10 protein-coding genes are annotated in these 14,730 nt (G+C 68.6%); 8 read left to right on the forward strand and 2 right to left on the reverse strand.

The features are described from left to right. The first annotated feature begins 51 nt into the window (after positions 1-51). The 5 genes from tsaB to pssA all read left to right on the forward strand — a co-directional run bounded on the left by tsaB (position 52) and on the right by pssA (position 3,177). The gene (gene tsaB / locus IT182_04160; GenBank protein ID MCC6162526.1) at positions 52-777 is read left to right on the forward strand and encodes a tRNA (adenosine(37)-N6)-threonylcarbamoyltransferase complex dimerization subunit type 1 TsaB; all 726 of its coding nucleotides are present in this window, start codon (positions 52-54) and stop codon (positions 775-777) included. Next, positions 777-1,247, forward strand: a complete 471-nt coding sequence (gene rimI, locus IT182_04165; protein ID MCC6162527.1) for a ribosomal protein S18-alanine N-acetyltransferase — start codon at positions 777-779, stop codon at positions 1,245-1,247. Before tsaB ends, rimI begins: the two co-directional genes overlap by 1 nt. 128 nt (positions 1,248-1,375) lie before the next feature. Then, complete coding sequence (locus IT182_04170) at positions 1,376-1,633, forward strand: YdcH family protein (GenBank protein MCC6162528.1); 258 nt, start codon at positions 1,376-1,378, stop codon at positions 1,631-1,633. Between the two features lie 84 nt (positions 1,634-1,717). Continuing rightward, the gene (locus tag IT182_04175; protein ID MCC6162529.1) at positions 1,718-2,350 is read left to right on the forward strand and encodes a phosphatidylserine decarboxylase family protein; all 633 of its coding nucleotides are present in this window, start codon (positions 1,718-1,720) and stop codon (positions 2,348-2,350) included. Between the two features lie 17 nt (positions 2,351-2,367). After that, positions 2,368-3,177 carry a CDP-diacylglycerol--serine O-phosphatidyltransferase gene (gene pssA, locus IT182_04180; protein MCC6162530.1) on the forward strand — a complete coding sequence of 270 codons (810 nt, stop codon included), beginning with the start codon at positions 2,368-2,370 and terminating at the stop codon, positions 3,175-3,177. A 15-nt stretch (positions 3,178-3,192) separates the two neighbouring features. Here the strand turns inward: pssA and IT182_04185 are convergent, their stop codons facing one another. Further along, positions 3,193-7,191, reverse strand: a complete 3,999-nt coding sequence (locus IT182_04185) for a HAMP domain-containing protein (GenBank protein ID MCC6162531.1) — start codon at positions 7,189-7,191, stop codon at positions 3,193-3,195. Between the two features lie 121 nt (positions 7,192-7,312). Here IT182_04185 and IT182_04190 point away from each other — a divergent pair, with 121 nt between their 5' ends. Beyond that, positions 7,313-8,317: a hypothetical protein gene (locus tag IT182_04190; protein ID MCC6162532.1), complete on the forward strand. Its 1,005-nt coding sequence runs from the start codon at positions 7,313-7,315 to the stop codon at positions 8,315-8,317. A gap of 3 nt (positions 8,318-8,320) precedes the next feature. On the opposite strand, the gene IT182_04195 is transcribed toward IT182_04190, so the two are convergent. Then, positions 8,321-9,502 carry a PQQ-like beta-propeller repeat protein gene (locus IT182_04195; protein MCC6162533.1) on the reverse strand — a complete coding sequence of 394 codons (1,182 nt, stop codon included), beginning with the start codon at positions 9,500-9,502 and terminating at the stop codon, positions 8,321-8,323. A gap of 133 nt (positions 9,503-9,635) precedes the next feature. Here IT182_04195 and guaA point away from each other — a divergent pair, with 133 nt between their 5' ends. Both guaA and IT182_04205 read left to right on the forward strand, forming a co-directional pair. Further along, the gene (gene guaA / locus IT182_04200) at positions 9,636-11,222 is read left to right on the forward strand and encodes a glutamine-hydrolyzing GMP synthase (GenBank protein ID MCC6162534.1); all 1,587 of its coding nucleotides are present in this window, start codon (positions 9,636-9,638) and stop codon (positions 11,220-11,222) included. A gap of 8 nt (positions 11,223-11,230) precedes the next feature. Continuing rightward, positions 11,231-14,722: a DNA polymerase III subunit alpha gene (locus tag IT182_04205; protein MCC6162535.1), complete on the forward strand. Its 3,492-nt coding sequence runs from the start codon at positions 11,231-11,233 to the stop codon at positions 14,720-14,722. Positions 14,723-14,730: the final 8 nt, after the last annotated feature.

Genomic DNA, 14,730 nt, shown 5'->3' on the forward strand with positions numbered 1-14,730 from the left:
GGACGCGGCCGGTAGAATGAGTGAGGCCGTGAGAACCGCGGCCAGTCTAGCATGCTCGTTCTCGCTCTCGATTCGTCCACGCGCGGCGGCAGCGTGGCCCTGGCCCTCGACGGTCTGGTGCTCGACGTCCGCGCAGGCGAGGCCACGATTCGCCACGCCGCCCGACTGCCGGGTGATCTCATCGATCTGTTGGCGGCGCACGGCCGCACGCCGAAGGACGTGGACCTGCTGGCCGCCGCGATCGGCCCGGGCGGCTTCACGGGATTGCGCGTCGGACTCGCCACAATGCAGGGGCTTGCGATGGCGCTCGATCGACGCGTGTTCATGGCCAGCACGCTCGACCTGATCGCACAGGCCGTGCACGACGCGGCGCCGGACGCGCGGTGGGTGGGCGCGCTGATGCACGGGATGCGCGGCGAAGCCTTCACCGCACTCTACCAGGCCGATACGATGCGGGGGACGCTCGACGCCGTCGTTCCGGCGATGGTCGGCACACCCGAGCAGGCAGCCGCCGCGTGGACGTGCGGCCACGATGCCACGCCCATCGCCGTGGGCGGCGACGGGTGGCCTGGCGCCGGGGCGCCGTTCGTCGCACGATTCGGAACGCGCCTCCGGCCACAGTCGATCCCGCTGCTTGCCGCGCCGCTCGCCGCCCTGGCATGTGCGCGCGCCGGCGAGGCGGTCGTGCCTGCCGCCGTACGGCCCGCGTACGTCAGACGGCCTGATGCCGTCATTGCACGCGAGCAGGCGGGCCTGTCCGTGGCCGGCGACATCTGATGGCATTCGACGTCGTGATCCGCGAGGCAGGGCCCGAGGAGAGCCGTGCGCTGGCCGACATCGACGCGGTCAGCTTCGACGTGCCCTGGTCGCTCGACGCGCTCCGCGCACTGCTGGACGATGCCCTCACCCGTGTGTGGATCGCGCGATCAGGAGCGCGCGTGGTGGGGGGCGCCATCGTCCGCGTCGTGGCGGGGGAGGCCGAGGTGTTGCGCCTCGCCGTGCATCCTGACGCGCGCCGACGGGGCACCGGGCGCGCGCTGGTCGGCGCCGTCCTGTCAGCGATCGCTGACGCATGTCCGGCAGGCGTCCACCTCGAGGTGCGGGCGTCGAACGTGGCGGCGCGGCGGTTGTACGCGCGCCACGGCTTTGTCGACAACGGCCGCCGGCGCGACTACTACCAGGCCCCGCGCGAGGACGCGATTCTGATGCGCTGGCGACCCGTCGGACACGCATCGGGCGGCATCTGAACCCGCACGAGACGCGCACATCGCAGGCCTTGAAATGCGCGTTGCGACCCGCCAGCGAGGGTGGTAGAGTGCGCCTTAGAACCCGGGGGAGACCCTGATCTGGTTCCCCCGCAAGCAAGGAGGCAGCGATGCCCGATGCGCAGGATGTCAAGGAGCAACTCCTCAGGACCGACGCGGAGTACCGCGAGCTCTACCAACTGCACCACGAGCTCGACGAGCAGATTCGGTCGATGTCCACCAACCCCCATCCATCCGAGCATGAACAGCTGGAAGAAGCCCAGTTGAAGAAGCGCAAGCTTCAGTTGAAGGACCGGATGGAGGACATCGTCCGGCGATATTCCTCACCTCCGCCGCCCGGTCCGACCTCGACGTTCGCTCACGCCTGAAATCGAGTGTTTTCACCGGTGCCCGCCGCGTTGCGACGGGCACCGCGTCGTGGAGGTCGAGAACACCGGTCATACTGTCCTGGTATGAAGCTCGATCGCGCCGGATATCCGTTCATCGCCGGGGCCCTCGCGCCGGCGGCCTATTTCCTCCTGCGGAAGAAGCCGGCACTCGGCGTCCCGCTACTCGGCCTGGCCGGCTTCCTGGCCTACTTCTTCCGGGATCCCGAGCGGTATCCCCCCCAGCATCCCGATCTCGTGTTGTCGCCGGCCGACGGACGCGTGATGGTGGCCGGACCGGGCGAACCAGGCGTCGCCCCGCCGGGCGAGTGGCAGCAGATCAGCATCTTCCTCTCGCCCGTGGACGTCCACATCAACAGGACGCCGTACGGCGGCGAGATCACCCGCATCGCCTACACACCGGGCAAGTTCCTCGCAGCCTACGACGATCGCGCCGCGGCGGAGAACGAGCGCAACGAGGTGTGGGTCCGCTCCGGCGACCGCACCGTGGTCTTCCGTCAGGTCGTTGGCGTCCTCGCGCGGCGCGTGGTGTGCCGCGTCCAGGTGGGCGATCGACTGGAAGCGGGTGAGCGATTCGGCCTCATGAAGTTCGGCTCCCGCATGGACGTCTTCGTCCCGCTCGCGTGCCGGCTCCAGGTCCGCCCGGGCGACGTGGTACGCGGCGGCGAGAGCGTGATCGCGCGCTGGCCCGAGGCCTGAGGATAGAATCGGACCCCATGATCAACGTCCTGCGTCGCGGTGAGGCCGATCAGCGCCGTCTCCGCAGGGGCATGTACCTGCTGCCGAGCCTCTTCACGCTCGCCAACATGTTCTGCGGGTACGCCTGCGTGATCTTCGCGATGCGGGGCGAGTTCGCCACGGCCGCGCCGTTCATCGGGGTGGCGGTGGTGCTCGACCTGCTGGATGGCCGCATCGCGCGCATGACGGGATCGACCAGCGACTTCGGCAGGGAGTTCGATTCCCTCGCCGACGTCATCTCGTTCGGCGTCGCGCCCGCCGTGCTGGGGTACGCGTGGGGACTGTTCACGCTGGGCCGGCTCGGCTGGGTGGCGGGGTTCCTGTTCGTGTCGGCCGCCGCCATTCGTCTCGCGCGGTTCAACATCCAGACCACGACCAACCCGGACAAGCGCTACTTCGTCGGCATGCCCAGCCCCGCGGCAGCCGGCGTCCCTGCGGCCACCGTGTACCTGCTGCCCCAGGGCCTTCCGGCAGGCTGGACGACGTTCCTCGCGCTGCCACTGCTGCTCGTGCCGGCCGCGCTGATGGTCAGCACGATCAAGTACCGGAGTTTCAAGACCTTCAACCTCGGCCAGCGACGCCCGGCCAGCGCCCTGATGCTGTTTGCGCTGTTCCTCGCGGCCGTGGTGTCGTACCCGCAGTGGTCGCTGGTGCTGATCTCGTACACGTATCTCGTGTCCGGGCTCATCGGTCTCGCCTGGTCGCGCATCCGCCCCAGGAACGCCGACGACGCGGTGCCCTCGACCGATCCGGAGCCGGTCGCCAGTGGCGGCCCTCACGAGGTCTGACCCGGCGTCCTCCGCCTAGCCTGCCAACGGCGGGTCGACGGGCGCCACGGGCACATCGAGCGACACGGTCGTCCCGACGCCCTTCGCACTCCGCACGTCGATACCCCCGCCCATCAGCTCGACGTTCCGCCGCGCGATCGACAACCCGAGCCCCGTTCCCGCCGCCTTGGTCGAGAAGTACGGCTCGAACAGGCGCGCCAGCGCCTCGTCATCCATGCCCACGCCGGTATCGGTGAGCGCCAGCCGCACGAATCCCTCGTCCTGACGCATCGCATGCAGCGTGACGACGCCGCCGGCGGGCATGGCGTGCAGGGCGTTCTCGATGATGTTGATGAGCGCACGTCCGAGGAGCGCCCTGTCGATGAGCACGTCGGGAACGCCAGGGTCGATCTCGGCCTGGACACGTACGTTCGACGGCAAGCCGATGCGATACCCCGCCAGCACCTCGTCGACGAGCGCCTGCACCGGCACGCTCGCGAGGCGCGCTGTCGGCGATGAGGCGAAGCTGGCGAACTCCGACGAGATCTGCCGCAGCATCCGCACCTGGAGCAGGATGGTGTCCACGCACTGCTCGAGCACGGGCGAGAGCGGCGACTCCCGGTCCGCGTGGACGCGTCGCAGATGCTCGGCTGACAGCTGGATCGGCGTCAGCGGATTCTTGATGTCGTGCGCGACCTGTCGTGCCATCTCGGCCCACGCTTCGAGCCTGTGCGTGCGCTGCAACTGCACCCGCTGGCGCGACAGATCGGCGGCCATGCTGTTGAACGCCTCAACGAGCCCCTGCAACTCGTCGGCAGTCTTCGCCACGATGTGCTGATCGAGATCGCCGGCGGCGATGCGCCGGCTCGCGCGCGTCAGCCGCTGGACGGGATCGCCGATGCGTCCGGAGATGGAGTACCCCAGGGCCGCGCCGAGCAGGATGAACACCACGGCGCCGAGGTTCACGCTCCGATCGAGCTCGGCGATTTCGCGCTCGATCTCCCGCTGACGCAGCGTCATCGGAACCGTGAGAATCGCCTCGCGGTTGGCCACGCGAATCGGCGTGGCGGCGAGCTGATACTGCAGCGGTCCGATCTGATCCTCGCCCACGAACGTGGGCAGCCGTTCCAGTGCGATCGCGCGATAGACGGTGTCCGGCGTCCGCTCCGGCAGCAGTCCCTGCGCGAACAGGTCGCGCTGGCTCGTCGCAAGTAGCGCCGGCCCGTCGAAGATGTTGACGTCCTGGCCGATCACGCGACTGATCCACACCATCACGTCGTCGCTCAACGCCGTGGCCGATACGGGGCCCAGTTGCTGCAGCGCGATGGCTTCCTCGATCACGCGTCGCGCGACGGCGGCCGTGCGCGTGGCCTCTGCTTCGACGTCGGCTCGCAGTCGCGATGCCACGAAGGTCCGCACCACGAACGCCAGCGTGAGGACCGGGATGACCGACGTCGCCACGAAGGCGAGGAACAGCTTGCGCGTGAAGCTCGCGCGGATCTCGCGGACCAGCAGCGTGGCCGGCTGCGGACCGCGTCGATTGACGCGGTTGAGGATCGCGTGGACGGCGAGCACGAGCAGCAGCGCGAGCGCCGCGAGCGTGGCCACTTCCGCCACGTGGATCAGATGCTCGACCAGCGTGACGCGGGGCACGCTGACCACGTAGATGGCGAGACGATCGTTGGAGACGTACAGGTCGTACACGCGGGCGCCGCGCGTCTGCGTGTCCCAGAACGACTCACGCGACTGGTACGCACGCTCGAACACGCGGTCGGGCAGCGCCCACACGCGCTCGCTCGAGCTGAAGATCGGTGTACGGCCCCACCCATAGACGACCAGCTCGGTGTCCCGCGGCGACTGGCGGGCGGTCCGAAGTTCGTCGCTGCCGACGCCGCGGAACAGGTCGTAGTACGGCCCCTGCGTCGTGAGGAAGGGCAGTGAGCTGTAGTCCAGCATCACGTGCAGGATGATCCCGCCGCGCACGTACTGCCGTCCGTCCGTCCCCTTCTCGCAGATCGCGCGTTCGGCGTGGAGCATGCTGCGCTCCTCGGACCCGAACAGCGACGCTTCGGCGAAGACGTCCCACGCGCAGACGCCGCTGCGCCACTCACGCAGCGTTGCCTGGTATTCGGGGAAGTTGAAGCCGAAGCGGCTGACCTGCGGTCCGTCCTGCGCGTACAACTCCACGGCCGACGTGAGCCGCGCCGCGGCGAGGTCGGTCTGGCGCCACAGATCGAAGGCCGTATCGGTGGGGATACGTCCCACTTCGCGAGGAACCGCGGCGATGCGTTCACCGAGGCTCTGGATGGCATCGATCTGGCGGAGCGCCGCGTTCAGCCGGCGTTGCAGTTCCTGCGGGTGCGAGACGACCTGTGGCGCGTACTGCGTGGCAATCAGTTGGCGCCGCGCGTGATCCACCGTGTGCAGCAGCAGCGGGTAGAGCAGCAGCGACGGCACGAGGATCGCGGCGTAGACCGCGAGCAGGCGTCGGCCCTGCGTGCCGCGGCGGAACCAGGCCAGGCCGCGGTTGGTGAACAGCGCAGCCACCCCGACACTGACGACCAGCGCCACGAGCGCAAATGCGGGGACGTCGATGCCGCGTGCGGCGGCGACTGTCGTGCCGACGAGGAGTGGGGCCGTCCAGAGCGCGAGCGGCCACACGAGGCGCAGCCACAGGCCGAGACGTGCGAGCCGCCACCGCCGGAGTGCCGCTCGAAGGACGAGCACGCCAGCCCAGAACACGGCGACGGCCAGGGCCACGAGACCGAGCACGACGAGCAGTCGGTTCAGTCCGACGGCCGGCCACAGGGCCAGCATGCGGATGTCCAGTTCGGCGTGGCTCACGATGGCCTGCACGAGATACGCGAGCCCACCCGACAGGACCGAGACGATGAGGCCGCCACCGAGTTGCGCGAAGGCGAATCGCACGCGGACGCCCACGGCCCCCGCCGGCTCGCGTCGCGTCAGCCGCCACGCGAGCCGCGTGCGGCGAAGCGGATCGGCCGAGAGCATGACGCCGGCAAGGAGGACGAATGCCGTGGCGAACAGGTCGAACGGCGACCGATAGCGCCACGCCAGCAGGTCGAACGTCCCCGTCGCGGCGTCGGCCGGCTCGAGCAGCGGCGTCGTCCCCATCCAGAGGAGCACGCGCGCGACGACGAGCACGAGATACGCGAGCGCCGTGAACGTCCGGTAGTCCTGCCGCGGCAGATAGCGGCGCTCCCAGGCCAGCACGCCCGCGAGCAGCAACAGCGTGATGGCCAGGCAGATCTCGGCAAGGCCGAACAACCGGCGCCACCACGTCTCGCGGAGCGTCCGCAGTTCGGCGTGCGGAATCACGACGTCTGCCAGCGGCGCTCCACCCGGCGCGTGCAGGGTGATCGTCGCCGCGTCGGGCGAGGCGGCGACACCGCCGATGAGTCGCGGCGTGAGCGTCACCGAGAGCAGCGCGCTGTCGACACGGGCTTCGAGCGCGTCCTGCGTGTCGACGGGCGATCCCGCCGAGAGCAGTTGCTCGGCGGCGAGCGAGCCAATCATGCGCGTCGCGCCGTCGGTGGTGACGTGCACGGGCTCCACGTACACCAGTCGCAATCCGAGCGCCCCGGGGGCCAGCACGAGAACGGCCCCCCTGTCGTGCCGGGTATCGGGCACTGCCTGCGGACGACCGGCCCACGCGACGGCCAGACCGTTGGGGGCGGCGACGGTGATCGCCACGTCGGGACCGCTCTGCCGCGCCACGACGTCGACGGCGTTGAACAGGGCGCGCTGATCGCGGGGCGACGTGTCGAGCGCGGGGACGAGTGTGGGCTGTGCGCGTAACGCCTCCACCGTGTGTGCCAGCGTCTCGGCCCGCTCGGCGAACCGCGTCTGCACGTCGCGTTCGATGCGCGCGGCGGTCCCCTCGACATCGGATCCCAGACGCCAGAGCACGTACGTGGCGCCCAGCAGCCACAGGCACACCGTGCTGCCGAGGCCGACGGCAAGCACGCGCCAGGTCAGGCTGCGAGAACGGGAGTCGGCGCGTGACGATGACATGCGGCGTCGGGCGATCTTACTCGCGGTTCAGACGGCCCCGTGGTTCAGACGGGCTCGTCGCCGCCTCGGCTGTCGTTCGTCCCGTTCGCTATAGTGGTGGGCGCGGCCGATGCCGCGACCGATGCGCATCCCTGCCCTCAAGATCCCGATCAAGCGCGGCGCCCTGCTGGCCGCCGCCAACTGGCCGATCGTCGTGCTCCAGTTCATCGCGGAGTCGACGTTCAAGATGCTGCTGGCCGTGCCCATCGTCGGCGGGACGTTCCTCGTGGCGCTGGCGCTGAATCAGGACGTGAACGACGTCCTCGGAGACTCCCTGGACCTGCGATCGAGCGCGACGAGCGTGGCCGCCTCGCTCCTCGAGCATCCCGTCGCGCTGGTGAGTTTTCTCCTCGCGCTGGGCATCGTCGTGGCGGGGGGCGCGGCGCTGATGTTCATCCTGAAGGGCGGTACGCTGGCCGTGCTGGTCGACGCGCAGCGGCACGCGGGCCCCATCGAACGATATCCGATTCGTCTCTCGTTCCTGCGGCGTGCCGCACGGACGGAAATCGACGTCTTCTTCGATGGTACGCGACGACTCCGCCAGCGATTCCTGCGGCTTGGCGCGTTCCTGCTCGCCACGTATGTCGTATCTGGCCTCACGTATCTGTTGGTCATCGTCGCCGGCTATCGCGCACTCGGCGAGGACGGCTTCCTCGTGGGCTGGACCGTGATCGCCGCGGTGTGCAGCGCACTGCTCGTGGTCTGGCTGGCACTCGTCAACGCGTCGTATCTGGTGCTGCAGGTGATCATCGCGGCTCGCAACGTCTCGGTGCGCGCAGCAGTCCGGGAAGCGCTGCGGATGCTGCGCGACGATGGGCTGCGCGTGGTCGGCGTGTTCCTCGTCACTGCGGGCCTGGTGGGAATCGCGACGCTCGCGTCGATCGTGACGACGGCGGGCCTGGGCCTCATCTCGTTCGTCCCGTTCGTCGGACTCACCGTCCTCCCGCTGCAACTGGCGGCGTGGCTGCTGCGAGGGCTCGTCTTCCAGTACCTCGGCCTCACGTCAGCAGGTGCCTACCTGTTTCTGTACGAGGCGCCACCGCAAGTCGACGCGTCTGTCGTCCACGGCAGCGACGTGCCTGCCTGAGCGTCAGGGCTGCGGCGGGGTGATGGCGATACGCTCGCCCGGCAGGTCGGAGAGTGGCCTGGCCGGCAGGCCGAAGACGTGCTCCAGCGCCACGAGTCGCCCGTCGGCCACGGCGGCCACGAGGAAGTCGCCTGGCAGCGTGGCGCGGTGCACCACGACGGGCACGCCCTCGATTACTTCGAGCCGGTTCTCCGTCAGCGCGAAATCGCCCACCGCCTTGCCCGTGTCGAGGGCGTACCCCCGGAGATCGACGGCGATGCCTGCCGCGACCAGGGTGTTGCCCACACGGATGGGACCGGAACGCGGGCGCCAGGGCAGTGGCTGCCGCCAGCGCTGCGCGCCGTGACCGCGATCGAGCGCGCGCACCACTGTATCGAGCGACGTGAAGTACACGCGCTCGTCGTCGGCGATCGCGTCACCAATCGGATCGGCGCCGGCGCGCCACCGCCACCGCACGCGCCCCTTCGCATCGTCCAGGCAGTAGAAGTGATTGTCCGACGATCCGACATAGACCCGATTGCCGAGTGGCGCGATCGACAGGACGCTCCCGCCGAGGGCGCGCGTCCAGATCGCCGCACCGGTCTCGATGGCGAGCGCCCGGACCATGCCGTCCGGGCCGGGGAGGTAGAGACGATCGCCATTGATCGCGGGCGGCGCCACGACGGCCGCGCCGAACGTCTGGCGCCACACCTCGCTGCCATCGATGCCGCGCAGGGCCACGACGTCTCCGCTCTGCAGCGCCGCGATCACCCACCCGCCCCATGCCACGAGAGGAGTCGAGACAGGAGCCGCCAGCGGCGTACGCCACACCTCGGTACCTGTGGTGACGTCGAGCGCGTGGATCGCATCAGCGGCAACGACATGCACGCGCGATTCATCGACGGCGGGACGCACGTCGGTCGTCAGGTCCGCACGCCAACGAACGCCACCCGTCGCTGCGTCGACGGCGAGGAGCCCGCTTCCCGTCAGCGGCACGAATACGCGAACGTCATCGGTCGCGATACCGGCGGAGGGTGCGGCTTCGAGCTCGGTGCTCCACCGCACGCGCAGCGGGAAGAAGGGCACGCCCCCCGTGGTGCCCTTCGCCCTGGAGGCCTTCGGTGCCGGCGGTGCCGGACGCTGGGCCGGCGCAGCGCCTGGCGGCGGCCCCTGGGGCTGCGCGGCCGACACGCACGGAGCGGCCATCCACACCAGCAGTGTGAACGCCAAGGAGCTGCGGTGGCTACTCGAACGACCGCGACATGTGGTGGTCGACAGACCTGACACGTGGCTATAATACCGGCTTCACGAACAGGGCGAGGCGACCCTGTCCCCACGCATGGCCCATCAGACGCTCCTGATCCTCGACTTCGGATCGCAGGTGACGCAGCTCATCGCGCGCCGCGTGCGTGAGGCACACGTCTACTCCGAGATCCACCCCTACGACGTGCCCGCCGAGACCATCAGGCAACTGGCGCCGATCGGCATCATCCTGTCGGGCAGTCACGGCAGCGCCTACGAGGATCACGACCTGCGCGCGCCCGACATCGTGTGGGAACTCGGCGTGCCCGTGCTCGGCATCTGCTACGGCATGCAGACGATGGCGGCGCAGCTCGGCGGCGCGGTGACGTGGAGCGACCACCGCGAGTTCGGCTACGCGGAGGTGCGGGCGCACGGCCACACCAGGCTGCTCGACGGCCTCGAAGACTTCCGCACGCCCGACGAGCACGGGATGCTGAAGGTGTGGATGAGCCATGGCGATGCCGTCGCCACGCTGCCGCCGGGCTTTTCCCTGATGGCGTCCACGCCGAGCTGTCCCATCGCGGGCATGGCTGACGAGGCACGCGGCTACTACGCGGTGCAGTTCCATCCCGAAGTCACGCACACCGTCCAGGGACAAGCCATCCTCACGCGATTCGTGCGCGACATCTGCGGTGCGCGAGGCGACTGGCGGATGGGTGACTACGTCACCGAAGCCGTCGCACGCATCCGCGGGCAGGTGGGTGGCGACGAGGTGGTACTCGGCCTCTCGGGTGGTGTGGATTCAAGCGTGGCGGCGGCCCTGATCCATCGCGCGATCGGCGATCAACTCACGTGCGTGTTCGTCGACCACGGGCTGCTGCGTCTGAACGAAGCGCAGCTCGTGATGGACATGTTCGCGGGACGCCTGCACGCCCGCGTGCGCCACGTCGACGCGCGCGAGCAGTTCCTCTCGCAGTTGACCGGCGTCACCGATCCGGAAGCCAAGCGCAAGATCATCGGTCGCGAATTCGTCGAGGTCTTCCAGCGCGAAGCGGGCGCGCTCACCAACGCGAAGTGGCTCGCGCAGGGCACCATCTATCCCGACGTCGTCGAGTCGGGCGGTGCCAAGACGAAGAAGGCCAAGACGATCAAGAGCCATCACAACGTCGGCGGCCTGCCGGAGACGTTGGGACTGAAGCTGCTCGAACCGCTGCGAGAGCTGTTCAAGGACGAAGTGCGGGAGCTCGGTCTGGTGCTCGGCCTGCCACCCGACATGGTCTATCGCCATCCGTTCCCGGGGCCTGGCCTCGGCGTGCGCATCCTCGGCGAGGTGCAGGCGGAGTACGCCGATCTGTTGCGGCGCGCCGACGACATCTTCATCCAGGAACTGCGCACCACGATCGACGAGGCCACGGGGCGCACGTGGTACGACCTCACGAGCCAGGCATTCGCGGTCTTCCTGCCCGTGCGCAGCGTGGGCGTGATGGGCGACGGCCGCACCTACGAGTTCGTGGTCGCCCTGCGTGCCGTGCAGACGAGCGACTTCATGACCGCCGACTGGGCGCCGCTGCCTGTCGCCCTCCTCAAGCGCGCGTCGGGCCGCATCATCAACGAGGTGCGCGGCATCAACCGCGTCGTCTACGACGTGAGCAGCAAGCCCCCCAGCACGATCGAGTGGGAGTGACGTCTGCCATGCGCGACTTCGTTCACCTCCACCTGCACACCGAATACTCGCTCCTCGACGGCGCCTGCCGCGTCGACGAGTTGATGAAGGAAGCCGCGCGGCTCGGCATGCCGTCGCTGGCCGTCACCGAGCACGGCAACATGTTCTCGTCGATCGTGTTCCACGACACGGCGAAGAAGCACGGCATCAAGCCGATCCTCGGCTGCGAGGTGTACGTCGCCCCGGGCGATCGACGCGAGAAGAGCGGCGGTCCCGGCGAGACGCAGAACCACCTGGTGCTGCTGGCCGAGACCAACGAGGGCTACCACAACCTGATCAAGCTCGTTTCGTCAGGTTATACCGAAGGCTTCTACTACAAGCCGCGCATCGACAAGGAGCTGCTCCAGCAACACAGCGCGGGGCTCATCGGGTTGAGCAGCTGCCTCAAGGGCGAAGTCGCCGAAGGCATCTACAAGGACCGGATCGACAAGGCGCGCACGGCGGCAGGGCAGTACGGCGAGATTCTCGGGAAGGGCAACTTCTTCCTCGAGATGCAGTACCAGGGCCTGCGCGAGCAGAAGATCGTCAACGACAGCCTCCCGTCGCTGGCGCGCGAGCTCGACCTGCCGATGGTCATCACCAACGATGTCCACTACCTGCGGCACGGCGATCACAAGCCGCACGACATCCTGCTCTGCATCGGTACGGGCAAGAGCGTCAGCGACGCGCACCGCCTGAAGTACGGGTCCGACGAGTTCTTCCTGAAGACGCCCGAGCAGATGTGGGAGCGATTCGGCGAGTATCCCGACGCGCTCACCAACACCGCGCGCATCGCCGAGCGCTGCCACGTCAGTCTCGACTCGAAGACGTACCACCTGCCCAGCTTCGACGTGCCCGCAGGCGAGACCCTCGACGCGCACTTCGAGCGCATGACGCGCGAGGGCTTCACGGCCCGCCTGCCGCGCCTGCGCGAGCTGATGGCGCGCGGCGCGCTCCATCACACGCTCGAGGAGTACGCGTCGCGGCTCGACTACGAGATCGCGATGATCCGGAAGATGGGGTACACCGGGTACTTCCTCATCGTCTGGGATTTCATCAGGTACGCGCGCGAGCAGGGGATTCCGGTCGGACCCGGCCGCGGATCGGCCGCCGGCAGCGTGGTGGCGTGGTGCCTCCGGATCACCGATGTCGACCCCATCGAGTTCGACCTCATCTTCGAGCGCTTCCTCAATCCCGAGCGCGTGTCGATGCCCGATATCGACATCGACTTCTGCGAGCGCCGCCGCGGCGAGGTGATCGAGTACGTCACGCGCAAGTACGGCCGCGAGAACGTCGCACAGATCATCACGTTCGGGACCATGAAGGCCAAGGCCGTCGTGCGCGACGTGGGTCGCGTGCTCGACATGACCTACGCCGAGGTCGACAAGGTCGCCAAGCTGATTCCTCCGGCGCTCGACATGACGCTCGAGAAGGCGCTGACCGAGAACCCGGCGCTCAAGCAACTGCGCGACAGCGATCCCAGGGTGCGCGAGATGCTGGAGATCGGACAGCGGCTCGAAGGCATGACGCGTCACGCATCGGTGCATGCCGCCGGCGTCGTGATTGCGCCAAGCGCCATCACCGACTACGCGCCGCTCTACAAGAGCGCGCGCGACGAAATCGTCACGCAGTGGGCGATGAAGGAAATCGAGAGGATGGGCCTCCTCAAGATGGACTTCCTCGGTCTCAGCACGCTCACGCTGATCGACGATGCCCTGAAGGAGATCGCGCGGACGACAGGGGAGACGCTCGACATCGATGCCATCCCGATGGACGATGCCAGGACGTTCCAGTTGTTCGCCGACGGCCAGACGGCGGGCGTGTTCCAGTTCGAGTCGTCGGGCATGCGCGACGTGCTGCGCAAGGCGCGGCCGTCGCGCTTCGACGACCTCATCGCGCTCAACGCACTCTATCGTCCCGGCCCGCTCGGCGCCGGCGTCGTCGAGAGCTTCATCAACCGCCGCCACGGACGCGAAGACATCACGTACATGGTCCCGCAGATGGAACCCATCCTGCGCGACACGTACGGCGTCATCGCGTACCAGGAACAGGTCATGCGCGTGGCGCGCGACGTCGGCGGCTTCACGATGGGCGAAGCCGACGTGCTCCGCAAGGCCATGGGCAAGAAGGATCCTGCCGTCATGGCCGCGCAGCGCGGCAGGTTCGTGCAGGGCGCGATCGGCAATGGTCTCAAGGAGAAGCTCGCGGGCGAGATCTTCGATCTGCTCGCGTACTTCGCCGGATACGGCTTCAACAAGTCGCACTCCACCACGTACGCGCTGCTCGCGTACCAGACGGGTTACCTCAAGGCCAACTACCCGCGATACTTCATGGCGGCGCTGCTGACCATCGAAGCCCAGAACACCGACAAGCTCTCGTTCTACCTCGGTGAGTGCCGCGACATCGGCGTGCCCGTGCTGCCGCCAGACGTCAACCTGAGCCAGCTGCCGTTCACCGTCGAACCGGAGGGCGTCCGCTTCGGACTGACGGCCGTCAAGAACGTGGGCGAAGGGGCGATTCACTCGATCCTCGCCGTGCGCACGGCGCACGACAACCGTATCGATTCCCTGCGCACGCTGTGCGAGCACGCCGACCTGCGCCTGGTCAACAAGCGCGTGCTGGAAAGCCTGGCCAAGGCGGGCGCGCTCGACTCTCTGGCCCCGCCCGACGAACCGCTCGCCTCCCGTCGTGCCCGGTTGTGTGCCGCGATCGACCGCGCGCTCGAACACGGCAACCGGATCCAGAAGGATCGAGACCGCGGCCAGACGCAGCTCTTCGACGCGATGTTCGGCGGCGGTGACCAGGAGGCCGGCGGGCAGGCGGATTTCGCGCTGCCGGACGCGGAACCGTGGCCATCGGCCCACGTGCTCGCATTCGAGAAGGAGGCGCTCGGTCTCTATCTGAGCGGCCATCCGCTCGCGGCGCATCAGGAGGATCTCGGCAAGGCCGGCGCCCGCCCCATCGCCCAGTGCACCGAGGCGATGGCGGATGTGCTCGTCGGTGGCATCATCGGCGGCGTCAGGCAGGTCAAGACGAAGAAGGGCGACCGCATGGCCGCCTTCATGCTCGAAGACCTCGACGCGTCGCTCGAAGTGGTGGCGTTCCCGGAGGCCTTCCGGAGCTTCGTGCACCTCATCGAGAACGACGCGATGGTGCTCGTGCGCGGCAAGCTCGAGGCCGGCGACGAGAGCGCCAAGATCCTGGCCTCCGAGATCAAGCCGCTGTCCTCGCTCAAAGAGACGCTGTCGCGCGAGGTCGCCATCTGCGTGAAGCGGCCGTCCCGACCCATGTTCGAAGCGGTGGCCGACGTGCTGCTGCGGCATCGGGGCGATCGCCGCGTTCGGCTCGATTTCGAGGTGCGCGACCTGCCGCGACCGATGCGCGTGCGCGCCGAACTGGGCGCGGTCCAGGTGCGACCGTCCGAGCAACTGGTGGCCGATCTGGAGCGCGTGTGCGGGCAAGGGGCCGTCAAACTGCGGTAACCTGACCC

Source organism: Acidobacteriota bacterium (genome assembly GCA_020845575.1).
Classification (GTDB): Bacteria; Acidobacteriota; Vicinamibacteria; order Vicinamibacterales; family Vicinamibacteraceae; genus Luteitalea.

Excerpts from the sequence above, each read along its gene's own strand:
- IT182_04170 (MCC6162528.1), top strand. The coding sequence starts at position 1,376 with ATGCCCGATGCGCAGGATGTCAAGGAGCAACTCCTCAGGACCGACGCG.
- guaA (MCC6162534.1), top strand. The coding sequence starts at position 9,636 with ATGGCCCATCAGACGCTCCTGATCCTCGACTTCGGATCGCAGGTGACG.
- tsaB (MCC6162526.1), top strand. The coding sequence starts at position 52 with ATGCTCGTTCTCGCTCTCGATTCGTCCACGCGCGGCGGCAGCGTGGCC.
- IT182_04205 (MCC6162535.1), top strand. The coding sequence starts at position 11,231 with ATGCGCGACTTCGTTCACCTCCACCTGCACACCGAATACTCGCTCCTC.
- pssA (MCC6162530.1), top strand. The coding sequence starts at position 2,368 with ATGATCAACGTCCTGCGTCGCGGTGAGGCCGATCAGCGCCGTCTCCGC.
- IT182_04175 (MCC6162529.1), top strand. The coding sequence starts at position 1,718 with ATGAAGCTCGATCGCGCCGGATATCCGTTCATCGCCGGGGCCCTCGCG.
- IT182_04185 (MCC6162531.1), bottom strand. The coding sequence starts at position 7,191 with ATGTCATCGTCACGCGCCGACTCCCGTTCTCGCAGCCTGACCTGGCGC.
- IT182_04190 (MCC6162532.1), top strand. The coding sequence starts at position 7,313 with ATGCGCATCCCTGCCCTCAAGATCCCGATCAAGCGCGGCGCCCTGCTG.
- rimI (MCC6162527.1), top strand. The coding sequence starts at position 777 with ATGGCATTCGACGTCGTGATCCGCGAGGCAGGGCCCGAGGAGAGCCGT.
- IT182_04195 (MCC6162533.1), bottom strand. The coding sequence starts at position 9,502 with ATGGCCGCTCCGTGCGTGTCGGCCGCGCAGCCCCAGGGGCCGCCGCCA.